Origin of the sequence: Marinoscillum sp. 108, from assembly GCF_902506655.1 — a bacterium.
GTDB classification, from domain to species: domain Bacteria; phylum Bacteroidota; class Bacteroidia; order Cytophagales; family Cyclobacteriaceae; genus Marinoscillum; species Marinoscillum luteum.
Map to the genome: position 1 here is coordinate 1,466,006 of NZ_LR734808.1, position 19,840 is coordinate 1,485,845.

The window sequence follows — 19,840 nt, forward strand, 5'->3', positions numbered from 1 at the left end:
ATGAAAAACACATTTTTGATCAGTCTCCTGCTGGTGGGCATCCACCTGCAATGCACAGAGGCCCAGACCATCCAGGAGCGGTTGGGGTACAACAAAAACACCAAACTACTGATTGTACACGCAGACGATCTGGGTGTCTCCCATTCTGAAAACATGGCCTCCTTTGAAGCCATTGAAAAAGGAATGGTCACCTCCGCAAGCATTTTGGTGCCCGCGCCATGGTTTTCAGAAGTAGCAGCCTACGCCCAGTCCAATCCAGATGTGGATTTTGGCATTCACCTGTGTCTCAACAGCGAATGGAAACACTACAAATGGGGAGCCGTGAGTGATCCATCTCAAGTCGCTTCCCTGCTTGAAACAAGCGGCTTCTTCCCTGACAATGGACAATGGGTCGCCGAAAATGCTGACATCCAGGAAATGGAGCAGGAAATGAGGGCTCAAATAGACCGGGCCATCGCTTCTGGCATCACGCCCACGCACATAGACGCACACATGATGACGGCCTACCGCCGTGCAGATTTCGTGCAGGTTCTTTTAAAAATCAGTCAGGAATATAAGCTCCCGATCGGGGTGGATGTGAAGAAACTGAAAGCACGCTACCCGGAGCTGGACTTTCCCGAAATGGTATCACTGGACAAACTCTATGGTGCCGGGCCCGAAGACTATGAAAAAAGCCTGGCAGAATACTATACTACCGTGTTGCGGGGGCTCTCTCCAGGACTGAACGAGATCCTCGTGCACACGGCCTATGATGATGCTGAAATGCAGGCCATCACCGTGGATCATACCAACTGGGGATCCGATTGGCGCCAGCAGGACTTTGACTTTTTCACCAGTGATACTTGTAAAGCAATCCTGAAAGAAGAAAACATCCAGCTGATCACCTGGAAAGCAGTGCAAGATCAACTGATGAAATAGTACCAGCGGTCACCCCCTTTCGGTAGTAGCGTAAAAAAAACAGAGTGTGGATGCAACTTTTCGCCAGAAAAAGCATCTACTAAGTATCCCAATTAGAAACTAATCTAACTACCAGGCTCACCATGCTACGAAACTATTACATCACTGCGCTCAGAAACCTCCTCAAACACAAGAGCTACTTTATCCTCAACATGGGTGGGCTGGCCATTGGTATCACCAGCTTTATCTTCATCTCCCTCTACATCATCAATGAGCTGAGCTACGACCGTTTTCATTCGCAGCATGAAAACACCTATCGGGTGCAGGTGCGCGGACAGATGATGGGCCAAAACCTGAACATGGCCGTCACGGCATCACCCATGGCGCAGGCCCTCCTGCAAGACTATCCGGAAGTTACCAAAGTAACCCAGGTGAAGGAGAGCGGAGCCTGGTTCATTGGTCAGGGCAATAAAAAATTCAATGAAGATGGAGTGCTCTTTGCCGACTCCTCTTTCTTTGATGTGTTTGACTTCCCACTAATCGAAGGGGACCCAAAAACGGCCCTGGTAAAGCCCCGATCTATGGTGCTGACAGAGACCTTCGCCAAAAAATACTTTGGCAACGAACCCGCCCTGGGCAAAAGGATCACCGTAGAGCAAGACACGATCTTCTATGAAGTGACTGGTGTGATGGCCGATGTACCGGACAATTCACACATTAAGTTTGACATGCTGGGCTCCCGAAGCACTTACAAAGTATGGGACAACAACCATTGGGTGAGTCACAATGAGTACACCTACATCGTACTGAATGAAAATGCAGACCATAAAGCCTTTGAAGGCAAACTGGATGAGGTGGTCAAAAAATACGTGGGTCCACAGATTGCACAGTACCTGGGTACTACCATGGAAGCCTGGGAGAGTGCCGGTAATTCTTTTGGTTATTACCTGATGCCCATTACAGACATTCATCTTCGCTCCAATGTGGAAGATGAGTTAGAAGTCAACAGTCACATCTCCTACATTTATATCTACACCCTCATTGCCTTTATTCTGCTCTTCATCGCCATTATCAACTTCGTGAACCTGGCTACGGCACAGTCCGCTGCCCGGTCCAAGGAAGTGGGCATCCGAAAGGTCATGGGGTCAGACCGACAAGCACTCATCTATCAGTTCATTTTTGAGTCGATCCTTATTGCCATAGCTGCCACCCTGATCGCCGCACTCCTGGTTGCACTGCTCACCGGGCAGTTTGAAAACCTCATCAACAAAGAACTGGCGATTAGCCTCACCTCCAGTTACTTGAGCATTTTCATCCTATTGGGGCTGGCCATTGTCATAGGTGTGATGGCAGGCTTTTATCCGGCCTTTGTGCTGGCGGGCTTTCGTCCGGCTGAGGTGCTCAAAGGCCGTGTGAAAGCTGGGGCCAAAACCGGCTGGCTGCGAAACCTGCTGGTGGTCATTCAATTCACAGCGTCCATTGTGATCATCATTGGCACCATGGTCGTCTACCGTCAGATTGATTTTATGCTGAACAAAAACCTCGGCTTTGACAAAGAGCAAACCCTGGTGATCAGAAGGCCAGATGTACTGCGCCAAAACCTGGAAACCTGCAAAACCGAACTCCTCAAAAACCCTAACATTTTGGCGGTAGCCAATGCCACCTCACTCCCAGGCAAAGACCGCTACAACAACAACGCCCACATGACCGAAGACAGTCCGGACTCCCCCTACCTGCTGATGGAAAACTCCGTAAGCTTTGGGTATGCAGAACTGATGGGTCTGGAACTGGTGGCAGGTCGCCTGCTCTCCCGACAGTATGCTTCTGACTCTACGGCCGTGGTGATCAACGAGACCGCTGCGCGTACCCTGGGCTATAGTGTGGAGGAAGCCGTAGGGAAAAGTTTTATTGATAAAGACCGGGATGGAACCATCCGGCGGATGCCCATCATCGGGGTGGTGAAGGACTACAACATCCAGTCGCTGCACCGACCCATAGAGCCTACCATGCTGCGCCTGATGCATGGCAACTGGGAAGGTTTTATGCTGGTGAAAGTCAGCAACACCCAAAATATCCGCGAGACCCTCGCCTACATGGAAGAGACCTGGTTTAAGTACTCCTACAACAAGCCCTTTCAGTATTTCTTTTTTGATGACGACTATGCCGACCTGTACAAATCAGAGTCTACCACCGGACGGGTATTTCTGGTATTTGCGGGACTGTCAATCTGTATCGCCTGTCTTGGGCTCATAGGCCTGATCACCTACACCACGTCCATTCGCAAAAAGGAAATAGGCATCCGCAAGGTGCTGGGTGCTGGTACCACCACCCTGGTGACCCTTCTTTCTAGCGAGTTTGTGAAACTGATCGTGATCTCTACGCTCATCTCGTGGCCAGTGGCCTATTTTGCCATTAACTACTGGCTGCAAAACTTTGCCGACCGGCTGACCATCACGCCCTGGGTTTTTGTGTTCTCCACCCTGGTGGTGGTAGTGATCGGGAGCCTGGCCATCAGCTTTCAGACCATCAAAGCCTCCCTGAGCAACCCGATAGACAGCCTGCGGCAGGAGTAGCCTACCCTATATCCTTAACTTTAAAAACCGTCTGCCGACGGTTTTTTTTTGCTTTGTGGGGTCGCTGAAAATAATGCTTGACTTGTAATGGTTAATGGCGTATTTTGGAGGGATCTCACCACCTCTATCCCATTTTTAAAGATGACATTTAGTGAAATTGACAAATTAAAAGAAACCAACTACACCTTAATTGCTCAACCTGAACTTAATTATTGGTTTGCCATAAGTAGCAAAAAACTAATAGATCACTTTATAAAATCATTTGGAGATGACTTCAACCTGATTCTCTACTCCAGTAAAGAGAAAGACACCGATTACTATGTTTTACCATTTAAGGTAATCAAAGGCCTTTTTAAAGAAGAGTTTTATTCCAATGACAAAAAAACAACCTACACGGGTAAAAGATGGGTCGGAACCATAAAAGATCACCTTCTGAAAGTTACGAATAATCCAACAACGATAGATATTAAAGAGTACTTCGCAAATCCATATTTTTTCCAAAGCAAGGGGCCAGACGAGAGCTCAAATGATTACGAAATAGAAAATAAACTACAGGAAATTAATGTGCGCATAAAACAGTCTAAATTTAGGCAAAGGGTACTGGCCAATTTCAACAATTCCTGTTGTATATCGAATATCAAGGAACAATCCCTATTAATCGCAAGTCATATTATCCCTTGGGCTGACAAGAAAGAAACAAGACTTGACCCTACAAACGGACTTTCACTATCGGTCTTATACGACAAATTGTTTGACAAAGGGTTTTTTACAATTTCTGATCAACTCGAAATTGTAACCATCAGTGATCATACAAATCTCAGCAAACCACTTATTGACATCCTGAATGAAATAAATGGGAAACGAATTTCAATTCCGATTAGAGAAATAAAAAAGGACTTCTTAGAATACCATAGAACCAAGATTTTTATGGAAAGAGATAAAAGAACCATTTCTATTAAAAGTAAACAGCCATGAACTAATAAAGTATCCAGTACGATTCCCGCCAACGCGGGAATGACGATCTGTGTAGGAATGACTCGGTATCGTCATTGCGAGTATCCCGATGGTAATCGGAGACGAAGCAATCCTCCGATAGCCATCCTATATGTCGTTTGTACCTATCTTACCATCCTTCCACACGGCAGTTTGCAACTGGCTGCTAAGGATGACAATCAACACGGTAGTTTGCGAAAGCCTGCTCCCATGACCAATCGGGAAGTCGGCATGCTTTGGCTTTGTCAGCCTGAGCTCCGTCGAAGGGTAAAACAAAGCCATGTGACTCGCTATTGCCATCAGGAAAAACCGAAAACTCTCCTACGATCCACAGACGGATAATGCCTGACGTAAAAAAACACGAATCATCTTTCAACCCATCAAATGTGGATATGGAAGCGCCCGGTTTTGAAACCTGAGAATGGAATCTTTTTGGATCACCCCCTGATCAATATTAATGGCCTGATGAATGGTTTCATTGGCTTTCCAGGCAGCCGGTCCGCTCAACACCGTGGGGAGGTGTACGATGAGCGCAGCAGAGATGGACCTGGATGCACTCTCCCACAAATAGCTGGGAGTATGGTCTACAGCATAGTAATCCGCACTACCCACTGCGAACATCGGCTCTTTGAAAGTGGTAGGTTTGGCAAAGTAAAAGCCCATCCCCTCGTCGCAGCTCACGTCTATGATCAGACACCCTTTCTTCAATATCGCTTGCTCCTCTTCAATGATAAAATCGATCGGGTCATTGGTGTCCTGATAGGTGCCATTGATGATGATATCTGATTCGTGGATCAGCTCCGACAAAGGCCGTTCAGAGCCGTCGTGCTCCACCAGTAACATGCGCGGCTCACCTGCACGCCCCTTCCTGATCCGTGTGTAGTTCACATCCAGAATTTCCTCGCGCACCTCATGGTCAGGCCGCTGAATACAAATGGTGATGTCCCTAAAGCCATGCGCCTTCAGTGCATAGATGGCTCCGCGGCTTACTGCCCCAAAGCTAAAAATGATCACTTTCCGCTGATTGCCGTAATGTCCATCAATTCCTTTTAGCTGCAAGGCATGAATCACCGCACAGTAGCCGGCCATTTCATTGTTTTTGTAAAAAGTATGCCGCCCCTGCAGGCCTGCCGGCGACCATACAAACATATCCTCGAAAGCAATCAGGGTCAACTTACGATCGATGGCACACTGGGTAATGGCGCTTTGCTGTGCACAATGCGGGTATCCCCAGATCACGCCTCCTTCACGTAGTTCCTGCAAGTCGGAGATCACAGGCTTGGCTATTATCACATTGCCTATTTCGCCTAGTAGCTCCTTTCTGGAAGCGAGCCCTCCGGAAAGAGACGCCATCTCCTGATCATCTATACCAAACGACTCTCCATAGCCTTTTTCAAAAATGAGGTGCTTTCTTACTTCCTCCGGTAACCGTAGTAAATGTTCCGGGTGGATCGGTACCCTGCGTTCATCGGCTTTTTTAGAGGTGCCAATCACACCCATATCTGTCATGCTCATAATTTGTCGCTTTATAGGGCCCATCAATAGATGTGACAGACCGTAAATCCACTGAGATGCTGATTCTTTGGAAGTGTTGGCGATTCGCACATCAAAACTGGATCGCCAAAATTCAATACCGGAAAGATTTCGTAAAAAAGACGGAAGGATTCCTGAAAGGGATGAAATAGAATTGAAAAGATTCCACTCCAAAGGTACCATTTATTAAACTGGCATGCTCAGATTCTATTTCATGGGTGGTCAGGTCAGCACTAAGCCTACATAGAGGCTCTTAGCCATTGCCGGAGTGATCACTATTATTCGACTCCCCTCTCTTTTGTTTGTGGCATACACCCGTCATGCCAGATTCCCGCAGTATCGTCATTGCGAGTCCCGATGGCTATCGGGTACGAAGCAATCCTCCGTGGACTGCTCTTGCTTTTTCATCACAAAACAGGATTCGTAATGCGATTCCCCCCTGTGCGGGAAATGAAGGCCAGCAATCACCTCAGCCCCTTGGTTGTGCTTCTAGGTCGATTCCGCTATTTTAGTACCTAAGGGAATCAACAAAAGTATCATGAGACAGATCGTTTATTACGTGGCCAGCTCCATAGACGGATTTATATCCGGCCCCAATGAAGACATTGGGGGTTTTGTACAAAGTGGTAACGGGGTGGATCAGTATCGGGCAGACCTGGCCAGCTATGATACGGTCATCATGGGCAAAAACACCTATGAATTCGGCTATCAGTATGGACTCCAGCCAGGGCAGCCGGCCTATCCCCATATGAAGCACCTGATCTTTTCAAATACCCTGACATTTGAAAGTGCAGATCCACAAGTGCAGGTGAAGAACATTGACCTGGCAGAGATTGAGAAAATACAGAAAGAGGCTGGTACGGACATTTATCTATGTGGAGGTGGAGTGTTTGCCGGTTGGCTTTTAGATCACCAAAAAATTAACATCCTCAAACTGAAGTTGAACCCATTAATTTTGGGACAGGGCATAAGGATTTTTGGTGAGTCCACTCAGAAGTACGGCCTGGTTCTCCTGGACACTGTGCCTTACGAAAATGGTCTGCAGATCATGACCTATCGCATTGATTACGAGAATAAAATATAAGTCTTAAAAGAAGTACCCGCAATTTCCGGGCTGGTTGATTGGATTTGAAATGGCAAAAAAAGAAAGTGAGTCGCTCCATGTGCTGAGTACCCAGGAATGGAGAGATTGGCTCCAGCAAAATCACACCAAAAAACAATCTGTATGGCTCATTCAGTACAAGAAAAACTCCGACATGCCCTCCGTCTCGTGGAGTGAAGCCGTGGACGAAGCGCTTTGTTTTGGATGGATAGACAGCACCAGACGGCCGATAGACGAAGAAAAGTACATGCAGTACTTTGGCAAGCGAAAAGCCAATAGTACCTGGTCAAAAGTGAATAAAGAAAAGGTGGAAAAGCTGATCGCCGATGGCCGCATGACCAGTGCCGGACTGGAAAGCATCAAAATCGCCAAGCAAAATGGTTCGTGGAGTATTTTGGATACTGTGGAGGCCCTTATCATTCCTGATGACCTGGAGGTGGCATTCAAAACCACACCTGGCTCTAAGGACTTCTTTCTGAGTTTAAGCAAATCGGCAAAAAAGAACATCTTAGCATGGCTGGTGCTGGCCAAACGACCCGAGACCAGACTGCAAAGAATCAAAGAAACAGTGGAAAGTGCCGGGCGAAAGCTTAAGCCGAAACCATTGAGATAACACCATCTTAGGAATACTCACGAAAGGTTCATTTAACTTGGTCGTTTAATTTATCAAAGAGCATCAAACATGAAGGCCGCTACAGTAAGCGAAATCAAGAGGGAGCTAAAGACCAAAACCACAGAGGAGCTTTCTGAGCTTTGTCTACGTCTGTCCAAGTTTAAAAAGGAGAACAAAGAATTACTCACCTATCTGCTCTATGAAGCTGCTGATGAGGAGAGCTACATTCAAAGCGTGAAAACGGAGATGGACGACCAGTTTGAGGAAATAAATATCACGAGCTACTACTTCATTAAGAAAAGCGTGCGCAAAATCCTGCGCACGGTCAAAAAATACATCCGGTACTCCCCACACAAAACCACAGAGGTGGAACTGCTGATCTACTTTTGCTCCAGTCTGAAAGAAATGAGCCCGTCCATTAGCAGGAACGTCACTTTGCAAAACCTGTATGATCGCCAACTCACCATGATCAGAAAGAAGGTAAGCACCCTTGACGCAGACCTGCAATACGACTATGGAGTCCTTCTGGATAATATGGAGGGTATCAGTGACTAAATTCCCGGACAAAGCATCACAGTAAACTAGAAACCACACTCCCAACATTGCCTCCTCGCTATGAAAACAATCCTCCTCTTCCTCTTTATTTTGCTATGTCCCGGGCTTAACCTTGACTGCTTTGCTCAAACGCATACCACGACCTGGAACCCCTCCGCACTGACTCCTGAGCAGAAAAAGTTTATTGATTCATGTGACCAATACCTTTATGACACCCTGGGGTACAAACTAACCACGTCATCCGCTCCTTTGACCTACCGAATCATGAAGCTGGATGGTAATTATTCTGAGTATATAGAAATAGATAGCGCTGCCCACACCATAAGCTGGAAGTTCAAAAAGGCCAGTGATGATGAAAAAATGATGCGAAAAAGAATCGTTCTGAACAGGGCTAGCATTCACAGTCTGATCGGGCAGAAATTCCCTGATCTTGAAATGGTTGACCTGAACGGAAACCACTACACCACAGAGCAATTTAAGAACAAGACGGTGTATTTCAACTTCTGGTTTGTAGGTTGCCAGCCCTGCGAGTTAGAAAGAACCAAACTGAATCAGCTCTATGAAAAATATAAGGAAAACCCTAATATTCAATTCATATCACTCTCCAACAGCAACGAACGCAAAACACGGGAGCACTTGAGAAGGAAGAATCTCCAGTGGCCTGTGGTGATTTTAAATAAGTCGCTCAAAAGTAATTTTTCCTATATCGAGGGGTACCCCACAAACATCATTCTGAATAACCAACATTTTGATACTGCACTCGCTGGATTATCAGAAGGTACGTTTCTGGTCATTGATGAAAGGTTAGAAACCTTAGTCCAATGAAAACAGATCAATAACAAACCATAAAACCCTGTTTCGGTTACAACAATATCAGATTTTGATACAGACAGTTGGCCATGGAACAGAACCTTTGTGTCAGGAAAATCTGTAAAACCAAAACACAGCACAATGACAAAGAGAAAAATAGCCCTGATAACAGGTGGCAGTAGAGGACTGGGCAGGGACATGGCCATCAAAATAGCCAGAAGAGGACTAGATGTGGTGATCACCTATCACTCCAATCAAGCGGCCGCCGAAGCAGTAGTGGCCGAAATAGAAAAAGCTGGTAGCTCAGGGTATGCGCTACAGCTAGACAGTAGCAACACAAAAGGCTTTGATGTTTTCTACAAGCAACTATCCGACTACCTGATCCATAAAACAGGGAGTGCCCACTTTGATTACCTGGTCAACAATGCCGGAACAGGCATCTATCAGCCATTCAGTGAGACAACTGAAGAGCAATTTGACGAAATGATGAACATCCACCTGAAAGGAGTTTATTTTCTTACCCAAAAAGCCTTACCCTTGCTCAATAACGGGGGCAGTATCATCAATATTTCATCTGGTTTGGCTCGATTCACTTTCCCTAATTCATCTGCCTATGCCTCTATGAAGGGCGCAATTGAGGTTTTTACACGCTACCTTGCCAAAGAGCTGGGTCACAGAGGTATCACAGCCAATGTAGTAGCTCCTGGGGCTGTAGCCACAGACTTTGGCAATGGTACCAACAAAACCAATGAGCAGAAGAGGAAAATCGTATCCAGTGTCACTGCCCTGGGTCGTGTGGGTGAGCCTGAAGACATAGGTGGAGTAGTTGCTTTTCTCTGTAGTGAGGATGCCCACTGGGTCAATGCTCAGCGTATAGAAGCCTCTGGAGGAACATTAGTTTAACATGCACAACATCAAATCCATTAGTGAATACCACCAACTGGCCAACCTGCCCAAACCGGAGCATCCGTTGGTCAGCCTGGTGGATTATTCCCAGGTAAATTACCAGACCGACGGAGATGAGATCAGCATAGTCTCTGGTCACTACTCCATTGCCCTGAAAAGAGGAATGAGCGGTAAATTCAGGTATGGTCAGCAGCCATACGATTTCGATGAAGGGCTGATGTCCTTTGTGTCTCCAGGGCAGGTGATCACGGTGAAAGTACACCGCGAGCCGAATCCACACCCCACGGGCTGGATACTGCTCATCCACCCGGATTTTCTTTGGAATACTCCGCTGGCTACCCGAATTAAAAACTATGAGTTTTTCGGATATCACATCCATGAGGCCCTCTTCCTATCCGAAAAGGAGGAAAAGTCAATGATTGGTATCATGGAAAATATCCGGGAGGAATACCACTCCAACATCGACCAGTTCAGTCAAAACATCATCATCTCACAGGTGGAAGTACTGCTAAGCTATGCCGAGCGATTTTACCAGCGGCAATTCATTACCAGAAAAATCTCCAACCATGAAATTTTGGGCAGACTGGAAACCATCCTTAGGCGCCATTTTGCGCAGGGTAACCTGGCGAGCGTTGGACTTCCCGTGGTGGAAGAAATTGCCGATCAGTTGAATGTATCGTCGGGGTACCTCAGTAGCCTGCTCAAAATTCATACAGGTCTGAATACTCAGCAGCACATTCACGAAAAGCTGATTGAAAAGGCCAAAGAAAAACTCTCGACCACTCAGCTTTCAGTCAGCGAGATCGCCTATAGCCTTGGGTTTGAGCACTCCCAGTCGTTCAGCAGACTTTTCAAAAGTAAGACCAAGCTCTCACCACTGGAATTCAGACAATCCTTTAATTGAGCATTCATACTTCAATCCGCGAGTCATTCCTCCTCTACTTCTGAGAGTGACGGCTCCAGTCAGAATATAGTACACCCAAATAATGCACTGAAATTTGCGCAGTTACTTAACTGCACATATATTTGCAGTCAAGTGACTGCATAAATGGAACTAAGAAGAGATGTATTTCAGGCCATAGCTGACCCCACCCGCCGGGCCATCATCGCTTTGGTGGCCATGCAAGCCATGACTCCCAGTGCCATTGCCGAAAATTTCAAGTCCTCCAGACAGACTATTTCCAAGCACATACAGATACTGACCGCCTGTGAGATACTGGAGCAGGAGCAAACTGGACGCACCATCCACTATCATCTGAATCCTCAAAAATTCAAAGAAATCGCAGATTTCATAGAGCCATTCAGGCAGCTATGGGACGACCGGTTCAACAAGCTGGAGGCCGTGATGAAAAACTATCAATCTGATCAATAAATGTCTATGGAACCCAAAACCAAGATTCACGCCGAAGATGGTAAGCAGGAATTGCTCATCACCAGAGCATTTGACATTCCCCTGGAGCTACTCTTCAAGGCCTATGCAGAACCCCACCTCGTAGAACAGTGGATGGGCACCAAAGTGTTGAAGTTGGAAAACAAAAGGCATGGCAGCTGGCAGTTCGAAACCACCGACCCAAGGGGGAACAAACACGGTTTCAACGGCACCATTCATGAGTTTATCCCGAACGAGAAAATCACCAGAACCTTTGAAATGGACAATACCGGTTTTGGTGTGCAGCTGGAGTTTCTGGAGTTTGAAACCCTCACAGACAAAACCAGCCAACTCATCATGCATGTGGTATATCGCTCTGTGGCGATCAGGGATCAAATCCTCCAACTACCTTTCGCTCAGGGTATCAATATGGCCCACAATCGACTTGAAAAAATCTTAACTCAATTAAAATAATCCAATGACTAAGAGAAATAAAATCATCTACTGGATCGCTACCCTTTGGCTGGCCTTAGGCACGACCTCTACCGGAATCGTTCAGCTTATAAAAATGGATGAAGAAGTAGCCAAAATGACGCAACTGGGCTACCCAAGCTACATATTGACAATACTCGGCACCTGGAAACTACTGGGTGTGGTGGCTGTACTTATCCCCCGGTTTCCGCTACTCAAGGAATGGGCTTACGCTGGGTTTTTCTTTAACATGTCGGGCGCCATATTTTCACATTTAGCAGGGGGAAGTGATCCGATCGAGTTCTTCGGGCCTACTCTTTTGATTGTATTAACGGTCGTATCATGGTATTTTAGACCAGCTGACAGAAAAATAGCTTGAATCATTCCACCAACTCATGAATCCCAAGGTTGACTTCTTTTTTAACAAAACCAGCAAGTGGCAGCAAGAATACGCGCTATTGAGGAAAATCATTCTGCAAACGGAGCTCACAGAAGAACTGAAATGGGGATGTCCCTGCTATACTTTTCAAAAAACCAATGTGGTATTGATCCATGGATTTAAGGAATACTGTGCCCTCCTGTTTCACAAAGGAGCTCTACTGAAAAACACCGATGCCCTCCTCATCCAGCAAACTGAAAATGTGCAGGCAGCCCGGCAGATCCGTTTCACCAGCCTCCAGCAAATAAAGGATCTGGAATCTACCCTGAAGTCCTATATTTATGAAGCCATTGAAGTGGAGCGTGCCGGCCTGAAAGTGGAACTCAAAAAGACGTCTGAATTCAATATGCCTGATGAATTCAGACAGGTATTAGATGAATATATTGAGTTGAAAACGGCTTTTGAGGCACTGACACCCGGTAGGCAAAGAGGGTACCTCTTGCATTTCTCTCAGCCCAAGCAATCCAAAACACGTGAATCCAGAATTGAGAAATGCATTCCACGGATTCTGGAAGGAAAGGGATTAAATGATCTTTAATCGAGCATAAGGGATGAACAAAGATGTGAATACGTATTTCTCAGATGGGTGCGGACGGTGCTCGTTTTATGCTACCCCACAGTGTAAAGTGAGAAATTGGCCGAAAGAGCTCGAACAACTCAGAAGAATTGCTCTCGATTCCGGGCTCAACGAAGAATCAAAATGGGGTGTACCCTGCTATACCCATCAGGGTAAAAACATCTTAATTGTCAGCGCTTTCAAGGAATACTGTGCCCTTAGTTTTTTCAAAGGATCCTTACTTCAGGACACTTATGGTCTACTGGAAAAGCCCGGAGAGAACACACAAGGAGGACGTCTCATTAAATTCACCCGTTTGAAAGAGGTCTTGGATCAGGAGACCACACTCAAAGCCTACATTTATGAGGCCATCGAAGTAGAAAAAGCTGGTTTGGAGGTGACTTTCAAAGAAAACCCCGAACCTCTACCGGAAGAGTTACAGTTGAAGCTGCAGGAAAATCCTGACTTGAAGGCAGCTTTTGAAGCCTTGACTCCCGGTAAGCAAAGAGGCTATATCCTGCATTTCTCGGCACCCAAACAGGCCAAAACGAGAATATCAAGGATTGAGAAATGTATTCCGCAGATTCTGGAAGGAAAAGGATTTTTTGATCGTTACCCTTGAGCAAGTCCCTTTTTGCACCCCCAATCCCCCCTCCATCCGTTAAGTAGTCAAATGCTTAACATACATGATCGAAAAGGTAAACATCCTGAACACAGAGATCCTCTCTGACAACTGGTACACTCTCCGAAAAATCACCTACGAATACCTCAAAAAAGATGGCTCCCTCCAAACACAGACCCGGGAAGCCTACGACCGGGGCAATGGCGCCACCATCCTCCTCTACAACAAAGCTCAGAAAACCGTCATCCTCACACGGCAGTTTCGATTGCCCACCTTTATCAATGGGAATGACAGTGGCATGCTGATAGAAGCCTGTGCCGGCCTGCTGGATAAAGACAATCCTGAAGACTGCATCAAACGAGAAACAGAAGAAGAAACGGGCTATCAAGTATCCTCTGTTCACAAAATATTCGAAGCCTATATGTCACCAGGCTCGGTCACGGAAATATTACACTTCTTCATTGCTGAGTATGCCAAAGAGATGAAAGTCAGTGACGGAGGCGGAGTGGAACACGAAGAGGAAAATATTGAAGTCATGGAACTCCCCTTTGAAACGGCCCTGAATATGATCAGCTCAGGTGAAATCAAAGACGGAAAAACCATTATGCTTCTCCAACACCTCAGACTGCACCAGATCTTATGACCTTCAATGAACCGGGTGGGCCCTGGCCCACCCGAAGAGATTAATCCTCATATTGAAATACCTCCTCAATAGTGAGCCGAAACAAGCCCGCCAATTTGAAAGCCAGCGGCAAACTGGGATCAAACTTCCCCTTTTCTATGGCGTTGATGGTCTGTCGGGACACCCCCAGCTCATCGGCGAGTTGTGCCTGGGTGATGTCCCGTTCGGCACGTAATACTTTGATGCGATTCTTCATTTGTAACGCGTTAAACCGACCACAGTAGCCACCAAATAGGTGAGCCCAATCAATATCACAAGGTGCGAAATCTCCGCATCATAGCTGATCACATTGGCAACATCCAGCATTGAGTAGCTAAGCCCTCCTACTACCGCAACACCCAATGCCAGTGCCAGTGACTCCAACTGCACTTTTCTGTTTAACTCATCCAACCCATTCAAATGTCTCTTATTCGCCAGGATCATCCCCACACCGATCGCGGTATTGATCAGGATTGCTATTAGCGAAATAGAAGCATCATTTTCCCAGATGTATTTTGGTCCTAAGGAAACCACTGCCATGGTGAGGGTCCAGGCCAGGGTCCATACAGCCAAATTTGCTGTGTTACGCTTATTCACCTGTTTCCAACTTTCTGATTGCTTACTCATAAGTCAAGTTAGTTTTAATTTTAGTCAAGTTTATTTGACACAAATAAAGACCAATTAAGTTAGATATCAAACTCATCAGACAAAAAGTTAAGTAAACTTTACATTTTCATAAAAATAGCTTCCAAGAATTACCTCACACCCGCTGATGTAGTGTTGATGTAATGGATGTTGTAGTATTGATGTAACCGGTGCTGTGGTATTGATGTGTTGTGTTCCCCCAGACTCCGGGATATACTGGAGTAATTTTAAAAATTGAATCAATAAAAAATAAAAACCATAAAAACAGGGATTTATTCTGGCTTCATTTTACAAAATTTAAAATCAAACAGAACACGAAAACCAGTAAAAATCCCAATCTCAACCATCACTTATCTAAACCTATGTTATGAACAATCCAACAACACCATGGAAATCCATCTTGCTAACGCTGATCCTTATCTTCACCTTTTTCTTTAATCCTATAGCACAAACCATCCCGGTAGGCAGTGGTAGCTACATTACAGTATTTCCCGGCACCGATGCAGCCGGACGCAATACCTTTCCCAGTGGCTCTCCGCAGCTCTCTGGGGCGGCTGGCACCAAGCCTGTACCTACTAACGATTGGTACTCTAATATGATCAAAGTGGATCATGGCGGGCAGGCCTTTAACTATCCCTTATCCTATAAGTCACTCACCAGCGGCTTGGTCATCAACTACACGGTGCCTCCTGCGGCTGGCCCTACAGAGTATCGTCAGCCGATGGGTGATGTCAATGGCATAGTCATGGGTGTAGATGGCCTCAGTGCCAGTCAGTCCACTGCCTCTGACCACTCCGACTGGGCAGTCACCATGTCCTGGGCAGGTTCCGGCAAAACCTTCAACGCCACTATGGGCATTGGCATGCCCTTCACCTATTTCACCAAAGGCGGCAGTGATGTGGCCAAAGTCTCGGTTAATCACAATCCTGCGGGAGCCACGGTAAGCGGTAACAAAATCATCATCACCAACAACTACAACGGCGCTAACTTCGTGATTTTCGGGCCCGCCGGCACAGTATGGTCAGGAAGTGGAGGACAATATACCTCCAGCCTCAACGGCAAAAACTACTGGTCTATAGCCATGCTCCCACCTGGCGCCGATGTGAATTCGGCCATTACAGCTTTGGAGCCACATGCCTTTGTTTTTCCAGGCAATACCCTTTCTGACTACAGCTATAATGAGGCCACTGGCACAGTGACCACCACATTCACCATCACTCCCGATGTGAAAGAAGGTGGCAATAACACCTTCGTACAAGGCCTCCTTCCCCATCAATGGTCTCGACTCGCCTCCGGATCGGCACAGCCCACTGGCATGAGCTACCCAACCGTGCGAGGCGAATTGAAACTTCTTCATGGCAATACTTTCTCTGTGGCCAATAAGTTTGCAGGCATCCTGCCCACCCTGCCCGACTTGGGAAAATACAGTAGCGGATTTGATCCAGGAGCACTCTACCAGAAAATAGAGGCCATCAAAAATGACGGACTGGCTGAATGGACCGACTCCTACAATGAAGGGCAGGCCATGAATCGCCTGATTCAGGTGGCTCACCTGGCAGACCAGATCGGACACACCGAAGCTCGTGATCAGCTAGTCAATACCGTGAAAAGCAGACTGGAAGACTGGTTCAAAGCGGAAGGTGGCGAAGTGGCCTTCCTCTTCTACTACAATGATACCTGGAAGACCATGATCGGGTACCCCGCCGGACACCGCCAGGATCAAAACCTGAACGATCATCATTTTCACTGGGGTTACTTCATACATGCGGCAGCGGCCATAGAGCAGTACCAGCCCGGCTGGGCGGCGCAATGGGGCGGCATGGTAGACCTACTCATCCGCGATGCATCCAACCCATCCCGAACGGATGCGATGTTCCCATTTATGAGAAATTTCAGCCCTTTTGCAGGGCATTGCTGGGCCAATGGATTTGCCACTGAGCCTTTTGGCAATGACCAGGAATCCACTTCAGAATCCATGCAATTCAACTCCTCGCTGATCCACTGGGGGTCGGTCACTGGCAATGATGCCATCAGAGACCTGGGGATTTACCTCTACACCACTGAGCAGTCGGCCATAGAAGAGTACTGGTTTGATCAGAATGACCGCACATTTCAGCCCGAATATCAGCATGAGATGGTAGCCCGAATCTGGGGTGGTGGGTATGACAATGGCACCTGGTGGACACAGGACATTGCAGCTTCCTACGGCATTCAGCTTTACCCAATCCACGGTGGAGCACTCTATATGGGCCACAATACGGCCTATGTACAGGAAGTTTGGAACGGGATGACCTCCAAAACGGATGTACTGAATAATGTATCGAATGACAACCTGTGGTACGACACCTACTGGAGTTTCCTTTCCTTTTCGGATCCAGAGCTGGCCATCAGCCTTTATGATGCCTACCCCGACCGAAACATTAAGTTTGGCATATCCGATGCCCAAACGTACCACTGGCTGCATGCCATGAATGCTATGGGACAGGTCATGGAAGAAGTGACTGCCGATTATCCTATTTCAGCGGTATTCAATAAAAATGGGGTGAAAACGTACGTAGCGCACAACTATGGCTCCAGCTCCATCACCGTTCACTTTTCTGATGGATTCAGTCTCAACGTGCCTGGTGGTACCATGGTCACCAACAGAGACATCACACCAACAGCCACCATCTCCGCCAGTGCCAGTGAGATTCCGGCCAATGGCTCTGTGACCCTGAGTGCTTCCACCTCAGGCAGCGGCATTACCAAAGTAGAATTCTACCGTGGAAACCTGCTGATTGGCACCGATACCTCCGCCCCGTACTCTGCCACGGACAATAATGTGCCAGCCAGTCTTGTCAACTATTACGCCAAGGTTTATGTAGGCTCCAGCCTGGATGTGTCCAACATTGTTCGGGTGCAGGTAGGTTCTCAGCTGCCTTATACCGGAACCCCGGCTGCCATCCCCGGCACAGTGGAGGCTGGCTACTACGACAGTTTCGAAGGTGGAAGCGGACAAGGCATCGCTTATTCTGATGCTACGCCATGGAATGAAGGAGACTTCCGACAAAGTGAAGCTGTGGATGCGGGCAGTACAGCCAGCGAAGGATTTACTGTGGGTTGGATTGATGCTGGTGAATGGCTGGAATACACGGTGAACGTGGCTCAGGCAGGAAATTACAACGTCCAGATCCGGTATACTTCCGGCAGTGCATCGGGAGGCGGCCCTTTCTGGTTTGAGCGCGAAGACGGCACCAAAATCAGCGAAGACATCACTGTAGCTATGAATGATGCGAGCTGGACTACATATACCAATAAGGACATTACCGGTGTGGCGCTGGGAGCGGGTACCCAGGTGATCAGGGTGCGGGCAGGAAATGGTGGCTTCAATCTGGGAAGAATGACGTTTGAATATGACGGCACCCCTACACCTGTACTCACGACCATCGTGGTGAGCCCTGCTAACGCATCTATCGCGCAAAATGACACGCAGCAGTTCACCGCACAAGGTTATGATCAAAATGGCGATCCCATAGCGATGACACCTGTCTGGAGCACTAATGGCGGAAGCATTAATGGATCAGGTCTCTACACCGGATCAGCAGTGGGTAATTTTACAGTGACTGCTTCTGCCAGTGGAGTTTCAGGAAGTGCAAGTGTGTCTGTCAGCAATCAGGCTCCGGTGCTCACTTCTATTACCGTGAGTCCGTCGAGTGCTTCTATCAGTCAGAATGCTACCCAGCAGTTTACCGCACAGGGCTTTGACCAAAATGGCAATACCATGAGTATATCCCCAACCTGGACTGCCAATGGGGGCTCCATCAATGGATCCGGACTTTACACTGGTAGTTCTGTAGGCAGCTTTACGGTGACAGCTTCCGCTCAGGGCGTTTCCGGAACAGCATCCATTACCGTGACTGGCGGTGGCGGAACGAGCTGTTCATTTCAGGCATCCACTGGTGACTATACGGCCGAGGTTTCTTCCGACTCCCCCAATCCTACGATTACCTTTGTACCGTCGGTAAGTGGTGTGGGTGATAATGTGACCATTCTTTACTATGGTACTTCACCCACTGGTGGATATCCGGGGTACATCGTTTCGCCAAACGCTCCCTACCAGATCAATGCAGCAGCCGGGCAAACGATCTACTTCTATTATACTTACAGTTTGCCACAAGGTGGAGAAAACAATACCTCAGCAAGCAGGCACTCATTTGAAGTAGGGAACTGTGGCGGAGGTGGCACACCCACCCCTGTACTGACCACCATCACGGTGTCTCCGGCTTCTGTTACACTGGAGCTGAATGATACCCAGCAGTTTTCCGCACAGGGTTTTGACCAAAACGGAAACCCAATGAGTATGTCTCCCACCTGGTCTGCAACTGGCGGAAGCATTAATGGATCCGGGCTGTATACCGCCAATTCGGCCGGGTCATTTACAGTCACAGCTTCTTCACAAGGTGTGTCTGGCAATACTGCCGTCACCGTGAATGCTTCAAGTGGTGGAGGATGCACATTTGTGGCGTCCACTGGCGATTATACAGCGGAAGTGTCATCTGATGCCTCCAATCCGACCATCACCTTTGTCCCTTCAGTGAGTGGTGTGGGGAACAATGTCACCATACTTTACTATAGCACCTCCCCTACAGGCAACTACCCCGGGTATATGGTCAGCCCAAATACTCCATACCAGATCAACGCAGCTGCCGGACAGACGATCTACTTCTATTACACCTACAGTTTGCCTCAGGGAGGAGAAAATAACACCTCTGCGACCAGACATAACTTTGTAGTTGGTAATTGCAGCTCAGGAGCCCGATGGGCGCCGGAAAGCACCGCATCGCAGGCCATCTCTGATATGATGATTTATCCCAATCCGGTCAATGACATGGTGATGATCTCCGGGCTTTCGGAAGCAGGTGAACTGGAACTGGTAGATGTAAGTGGTAGAGTTTGTCAAAAGTGGCTCATCAATACCACCGACGGGCGCCAGCAATTGGACTTGAAACATCTGGCTTCGGGTACCTATCTGCTGAGGATCATTTCGTCGCAACCCAAAACGCTGCGACTGCTAAAAGAGTAAATCAATCTCATATACTAATCGATCAAAAGGTTG

The 19,840-nt window shown here is 47.4% G+C and carries 20 protein-coding genes; 17 read left to right on the forward strand and 3 right to left on the reverse strand.

Annotation, left to right across the window (positions count from 1 at the left end):
* The 4 genes from GV030_RS06105 (at position 1) to GV030_RS06120 (ending at position 4,805) form a co-directional block, all read left to right on the forward strand.
* Positions 1 to 918, forward strand: coding sequence for a polysaccharide deacetylase family protein (locus GV030_RS06105; protein WP_159580812.1), 918 nt, complete (start codon positions 1 to 3; stop codon positions 916 to 918).
* Between the two features lie 122 nt (positions 919 to 1,040).
* Positions 1,041 to 3,470, forward strand: coding sequence for an ABC transporter permease (locus tag GV030_RS06110; RefSeq protein WP_159580814.1), 2,430 nt, complete (start codon positions 1,041 to 1,043; stop codon positions 3,468 to 3,470).
* An 87-nt stretch (positions 3,471 to 3,557) separates the two neighbouring features.
* Entirely contained in the window at positions 3,558 to 4,445 is an 888-nt protein-coding gene (locus GV030_RS06115) for an HNH endonuclease (RefSeq protein WP_159580816.1), read from the forward strand.
* Positions 4,446 to 4,502: 57 nt separating this feature from the next.
* Positions 4,503 to 4,805, forward strand: a complete 303-nt coding sequence (locus GV030_RS06120) for a hypothetical protein (protein WP_159580818.1) — start codon at positions 4,503 to 4,505, stop codon at positions 4,803 to 4,805.
* 30 nt (positions 4,806 to 4,835) lie between these two features.
* Here GV030_RS06120 and GV030_RS06125 read toward each other — a convergent pair whose 3' ends face one another.
* Positions 4,836 to 5,978, reverse strand: coding sequence for a N(5)-(carboxyethyl)ornithine synthase (locus GV030_RS06125; RefSeq protein ID WP_159580820.1), 1,143 nt, complete (start codon positions 5,976 to 5,978; stop codon positions 4,836 to 4,838).
* A gap of 556 nt (positions 5,979 to 6,534) precedes the next feature.
* Here GV030_RS06125 and GV030_RS06130 point away from each other — a divergent pair.
* The 12 genes from GV030_RS06130 to nudK all read left to right on the forward strand — a co-directional run bounded on the left by GV030_RS06130 (position 6,535) and on the right by nudK (position 14,082).
* Complete coding sequence (locus GV030_RS06130; RefSeq protein ID WP_159580822.1) at positions 6,535 to 7,080, forward strand: dihydrofolate reductase family protein; 546 nt, start codon at positions 6,535 to 6,537, stop codon at positions 7,078 to 7,080.
* Positions 7,081 to 7,129: 49 nt separating this feature from the next.
* Positions 7,130 to 7,711 (forward strand): YdeI family protein, encoded by a 582-nt coding sequence (locus GV030_RS06135; protein WP_159580824.1) that lies wholly within the window; start codon positions 7,130 to 7,132, stop codon positions 7,709 to 7,711.
* Positions 7,712 to 7,780: 69 nt separating this feature from the next.
* Entirely contained in the window at positions 7,781 to 8,266 is a 486-nt protein-coding gene (locus tag GV030_RS06140; RefSeq protein ID WP_159580826.1) for a hypothetical protein, read from the forward strand.
* A 60-nt stretch (positions 8,267 to 8,326) separates the two neighbouring features.
* Positions 8,327 to 9,091 (forward strand): TlpA disulfide reductase family protein, encoded by a 765-nt coding sequence (locus GV030_RS06145; protein WP_159580828.1) that lies wholly within the window; start codon positions 8,327 to 8,329, stop codon positions 9,089 to 9,091.
* A 126-nt stretch (positions 9,092 to 9,217) separates the two neighbouring features.
* On the forward strand, positions 9,218 to 9,979 hold the full coding sequence (locus tag GV030_RS06150; RefSeq protein WP_159580830.1) for an SDR family oxidoreductase: 762 nt from the start codon (positions 9,218 to 9,220) through the stop codon (positions 9,977 to 9,979).
* A gap of 1 nt (position 9,980) precedes the next feature.
* Positions 9,981 to 10,886, forward strand: coding sequence for an AraC family transcriptional regulator (locus GV030_RS06155; RefSeq protein WP_159580832.1), 906 nt, complete (start codon positions 9,981 to 9,983; stop codon positions 10,884 to 10,886).
* Between the two features lie 144 nt (positions 10,887 to 11,030).
* Positions 11,031 to 11,354, forward strand: coding sequence for a helix-turn-helix transcriptional regulator (locus GV030_RS06160; protein ID WP_159580834.1), 324 nt, complete (start codon positions 11,031 to 11,033; stop codon positions 11,352 to 11,354).
* 6 nt (positions 11,355 to 11,360) lie between these two features.
* Positions 11,361 to 11,825 (forward strand): SRPBCC domain-containing protein, encoded by a 465-nt coding sequence (locus GV030_RS06165; RefSeq protein ID WP_159583645.1) that lies wholly within the window; start codon positions 11,361 to 11,363, stop codon positions 11,823 to 11,825.
* A gap of 4 nt (positions 11,826 to 11,829) precedes the next feature.
* Positions 11,830 to 12,201, forward strand: a complete 372-nt coding sequence (locus GV030_RS06170) for a DoxX family protein (RefSeq protein WP_159580837.1) — start codon at positions 11,830 to 11,832, stop codon at positions 12,199 to 12,201.
* A gap of 16 nt (positions 12,202 to 12,217) precedes the next feature.
* Positions 12,218 to 12,799, forward strand: coding sequence for a YdeI family protein (locus GV030_RS06175; protein WP_159580839.1), 582 nt, complete (start codon positions 12,218 to 12,220; stop codon positions 12,797 to 12,799).
* A gap of 13 nt (positions 12,800 to 12,812) precedes the next feature.
* On the forward strand, positions 12,813 to 13,439 hold the full coding sequence (locus GV030_RS06180) for a YdeI family protein (protein WP_159580841.1): 627 nt from the start codon (positions 12,813 to 12,815) through the stop codon (positions 13,437 to 13,439).
* A gap of 64 nt (positions 13,440 to 13,503) precedes the next feature.
* Positions 13,504 to 14,082, forward strand: a complete 579-nt coding sequence (gene nudK, locus GV030_RS06185) for a GDP-mannose pyrophosphatase NudK (RefSeq protein WP_159580843.1) — start codon at positions 13,504 to 13,506, stop codon at positions 14,080 to 14,082.
* Positions 14,083 to 14,122: 40 nt separating this feature from the next.
* Here the strand turns inward: nudK and GV030_RS06190 are convergent, their stop codons facing one another.
* Positions 14,123 to 14,317 (reverse strand): helix-turn-helix transcriptional regulator, encoded by a 195-nt coding sequence (locus GV030_RS06190; RefSeq protein ID WP_159580845.1) that lies wholly within the window; start codon positions 14,315 to 14,317, stop codon positions 14,123 to 14,125.
* Positions 14,314 to 14,727: a hypothetical protein gene (locus tag GV030_RS06195; protein WP_159580847.1), complete on the reverse strand. Its 414-nt coding sequence runs from the start codon at positions 14,725 to 14,727 to the stop codon at positions 14,314 to 14,316. Before GV030_RS06195 ends, GV030_RS06190 begins: the two co-directional genes overlap by 4 nt.
* 385 nt (positions 14,728 to 15,112) lie before the next feature.
* Between GV030_RS06195 and GV030_RS06200 the strand changes: the two genes are divergently transcribed.
* Positions 15,113 to 19,807, forward strand: coding sequence for a glycosyl hydrolase (locus GV030_RS06200; protein WP_159580849.1), 4,695 nt, complete (start codon positions 15,113 to 15,115; stop codon positions 19,805 to 19,807).
* The last annotated feature ends 33 nt before the right edge of the window (positions 19,808 to 19,840 follow it).

What these genes read in the sequence shown, in the direction of transcription:
- GV030_RS06105 (WP_159580812.1), top strand. Translation starts at nt 1, where the DNA reads ATGAAAAACACATTTTTGATCAGTCTCCTGCTGGTGGGCATCCACCTG.
- GV030_RS06110 (WP_159580814.1), top strand. Translation starts at nt 1,041, where the DNA reads ATGCTACGAAACTATTACATCACTGCGCTCAGAAACCTCCTCAAACAC.
- GV030_RS06115 (WP_159580816.1), top strand. Translation starts at nt 3,558, where the DNA reads ATGGTTAATGGCGTATTTTGGAGGGATCTCACCACCTCTATCCCATTT.
- GV030_RS06120 (WP_159580818.1), top strand. Translation starts at nt 4,503, where the DNA reads ATGACTCGGTATCGTCATTGCGAGTATCCCGATGGTAATCGGAGACGA.
- GV030_RS06125 (WP_159580820.1), bottom strand. Translation starts at nt 5,978, where the DNA reads ATGAGCATGACAGATATGGGTGTGATTGGCACCTCTAAAAAAGCCGAT.
- GV030_RS06130 (WP_159580822.1), top strand. Translation starts at nt 6,535, where the DNA reads ATGAGACAGATCGTTTATTACGTGGCCAGCTCCATAGACGGATTTATA.
- GV030_RS06135 (WP_159580824.1), top strand. Translation starts at nt 7,130, where the DNA reads ATGGCAAAAAAAGAAAGTGAGTCGCTCCATGTGCTGAGTACCCAGGAA.
- GV030_RS06140 (WP_159580826.1), top strand. Translation starts at nt 7,781, where the DNA reads ATGAAGGCCGCTACAGTAAGCGAAATCAAGAGGGAGCTAAAGACCAAA.
- GV030_RS06145 (WP_159580828.1), top strand. Translation starts at nt 8,327, where the DNA reads ATGAAAACAATCCTCCTCTTCCTCTTTATTTTGCTATGTCCCGGGCTT.
- GV030_RS06150 (WP_159580830.1), top strand. Translation starts at nt 9,218, where the DNA reads ATGACAAAGAGAAAAATAGCCCTGATAACAGGTGGCAGTAGAGGACTG.
- GV030_RS06155 (WP_159580832.1), top strand. Translation starts at nt 9,981, where the DNA reads ATGCACAACATCAAATCCATTAGTGAATACCACCAACTGGCCAACCTG.
- GV030_RS06160 (WP_159580834.1), top strand. Translation starts at nt 11,031, where the DNA reads ATGGAACTAAGAAGAGATGTATTTCAGGCCATAGCTGACCCCACCCGC.
- GV030_RS06165 (WP_159583645.1), top strand. Translation starts at nt 11,361, where the DNA reads ATGGAACCCAAAACCAAGATTCACGCCGAAGATGGTAAGCAGGAATTG.
- GV030_RS06170 (WP_159580837.1), top strand. Translation starts at nt 11,830, where the DNA reads ATGACTAAGAGAAATAAAATCATCTACTGGATCGCTACCCTTTGGCTG.
- GV030_RS06175 (WP_159580839.1), top strand. Translation starts at nt 12,218, where the DNA reads ATGAATCCCAAGGTTGACTTCTTTTTTAACAAAACCAGCAAGTGGCAG.
- GV030_RS06180 (WP_159580841.1), top strand. Translation starts at nt 12,813, where the DNA reads ATGAACAAAGATGTGAATACGTATTTCTCAGATGGGTGCGGACGGTGC.
- nudK (WP_159580843.1), top strand. Translation starts at nt 13,504, where the DNA reads ATGATCGAAAAGGTAAACATCCTGAACACAGAGATCCTCTCTGACAAC.
- GV030_RS06190 (WP_159580845.1), bottom strand. Translation starts at nt 14,317, where the DNA reads ATGAAGAATCGCATCAAAGTATTACGTGCCGAACGGGACATCACCCAG.
- GV030_RS06195 (WP_159580847.1), bottom strand. Translation starts at nt 14,727, where the DNA reads ATGAGTAAGCAATCAGAAAGTTGGAAACAGGTGAATAAGCGTAACACA.
- GV030_RS06200 (WP_159580849.1), top strand. Translation starts at nt 15,113, where the DNA reads ATGAACAATCCAACAACACCATGGAAATCCATCTTGCTAACGCTGATC.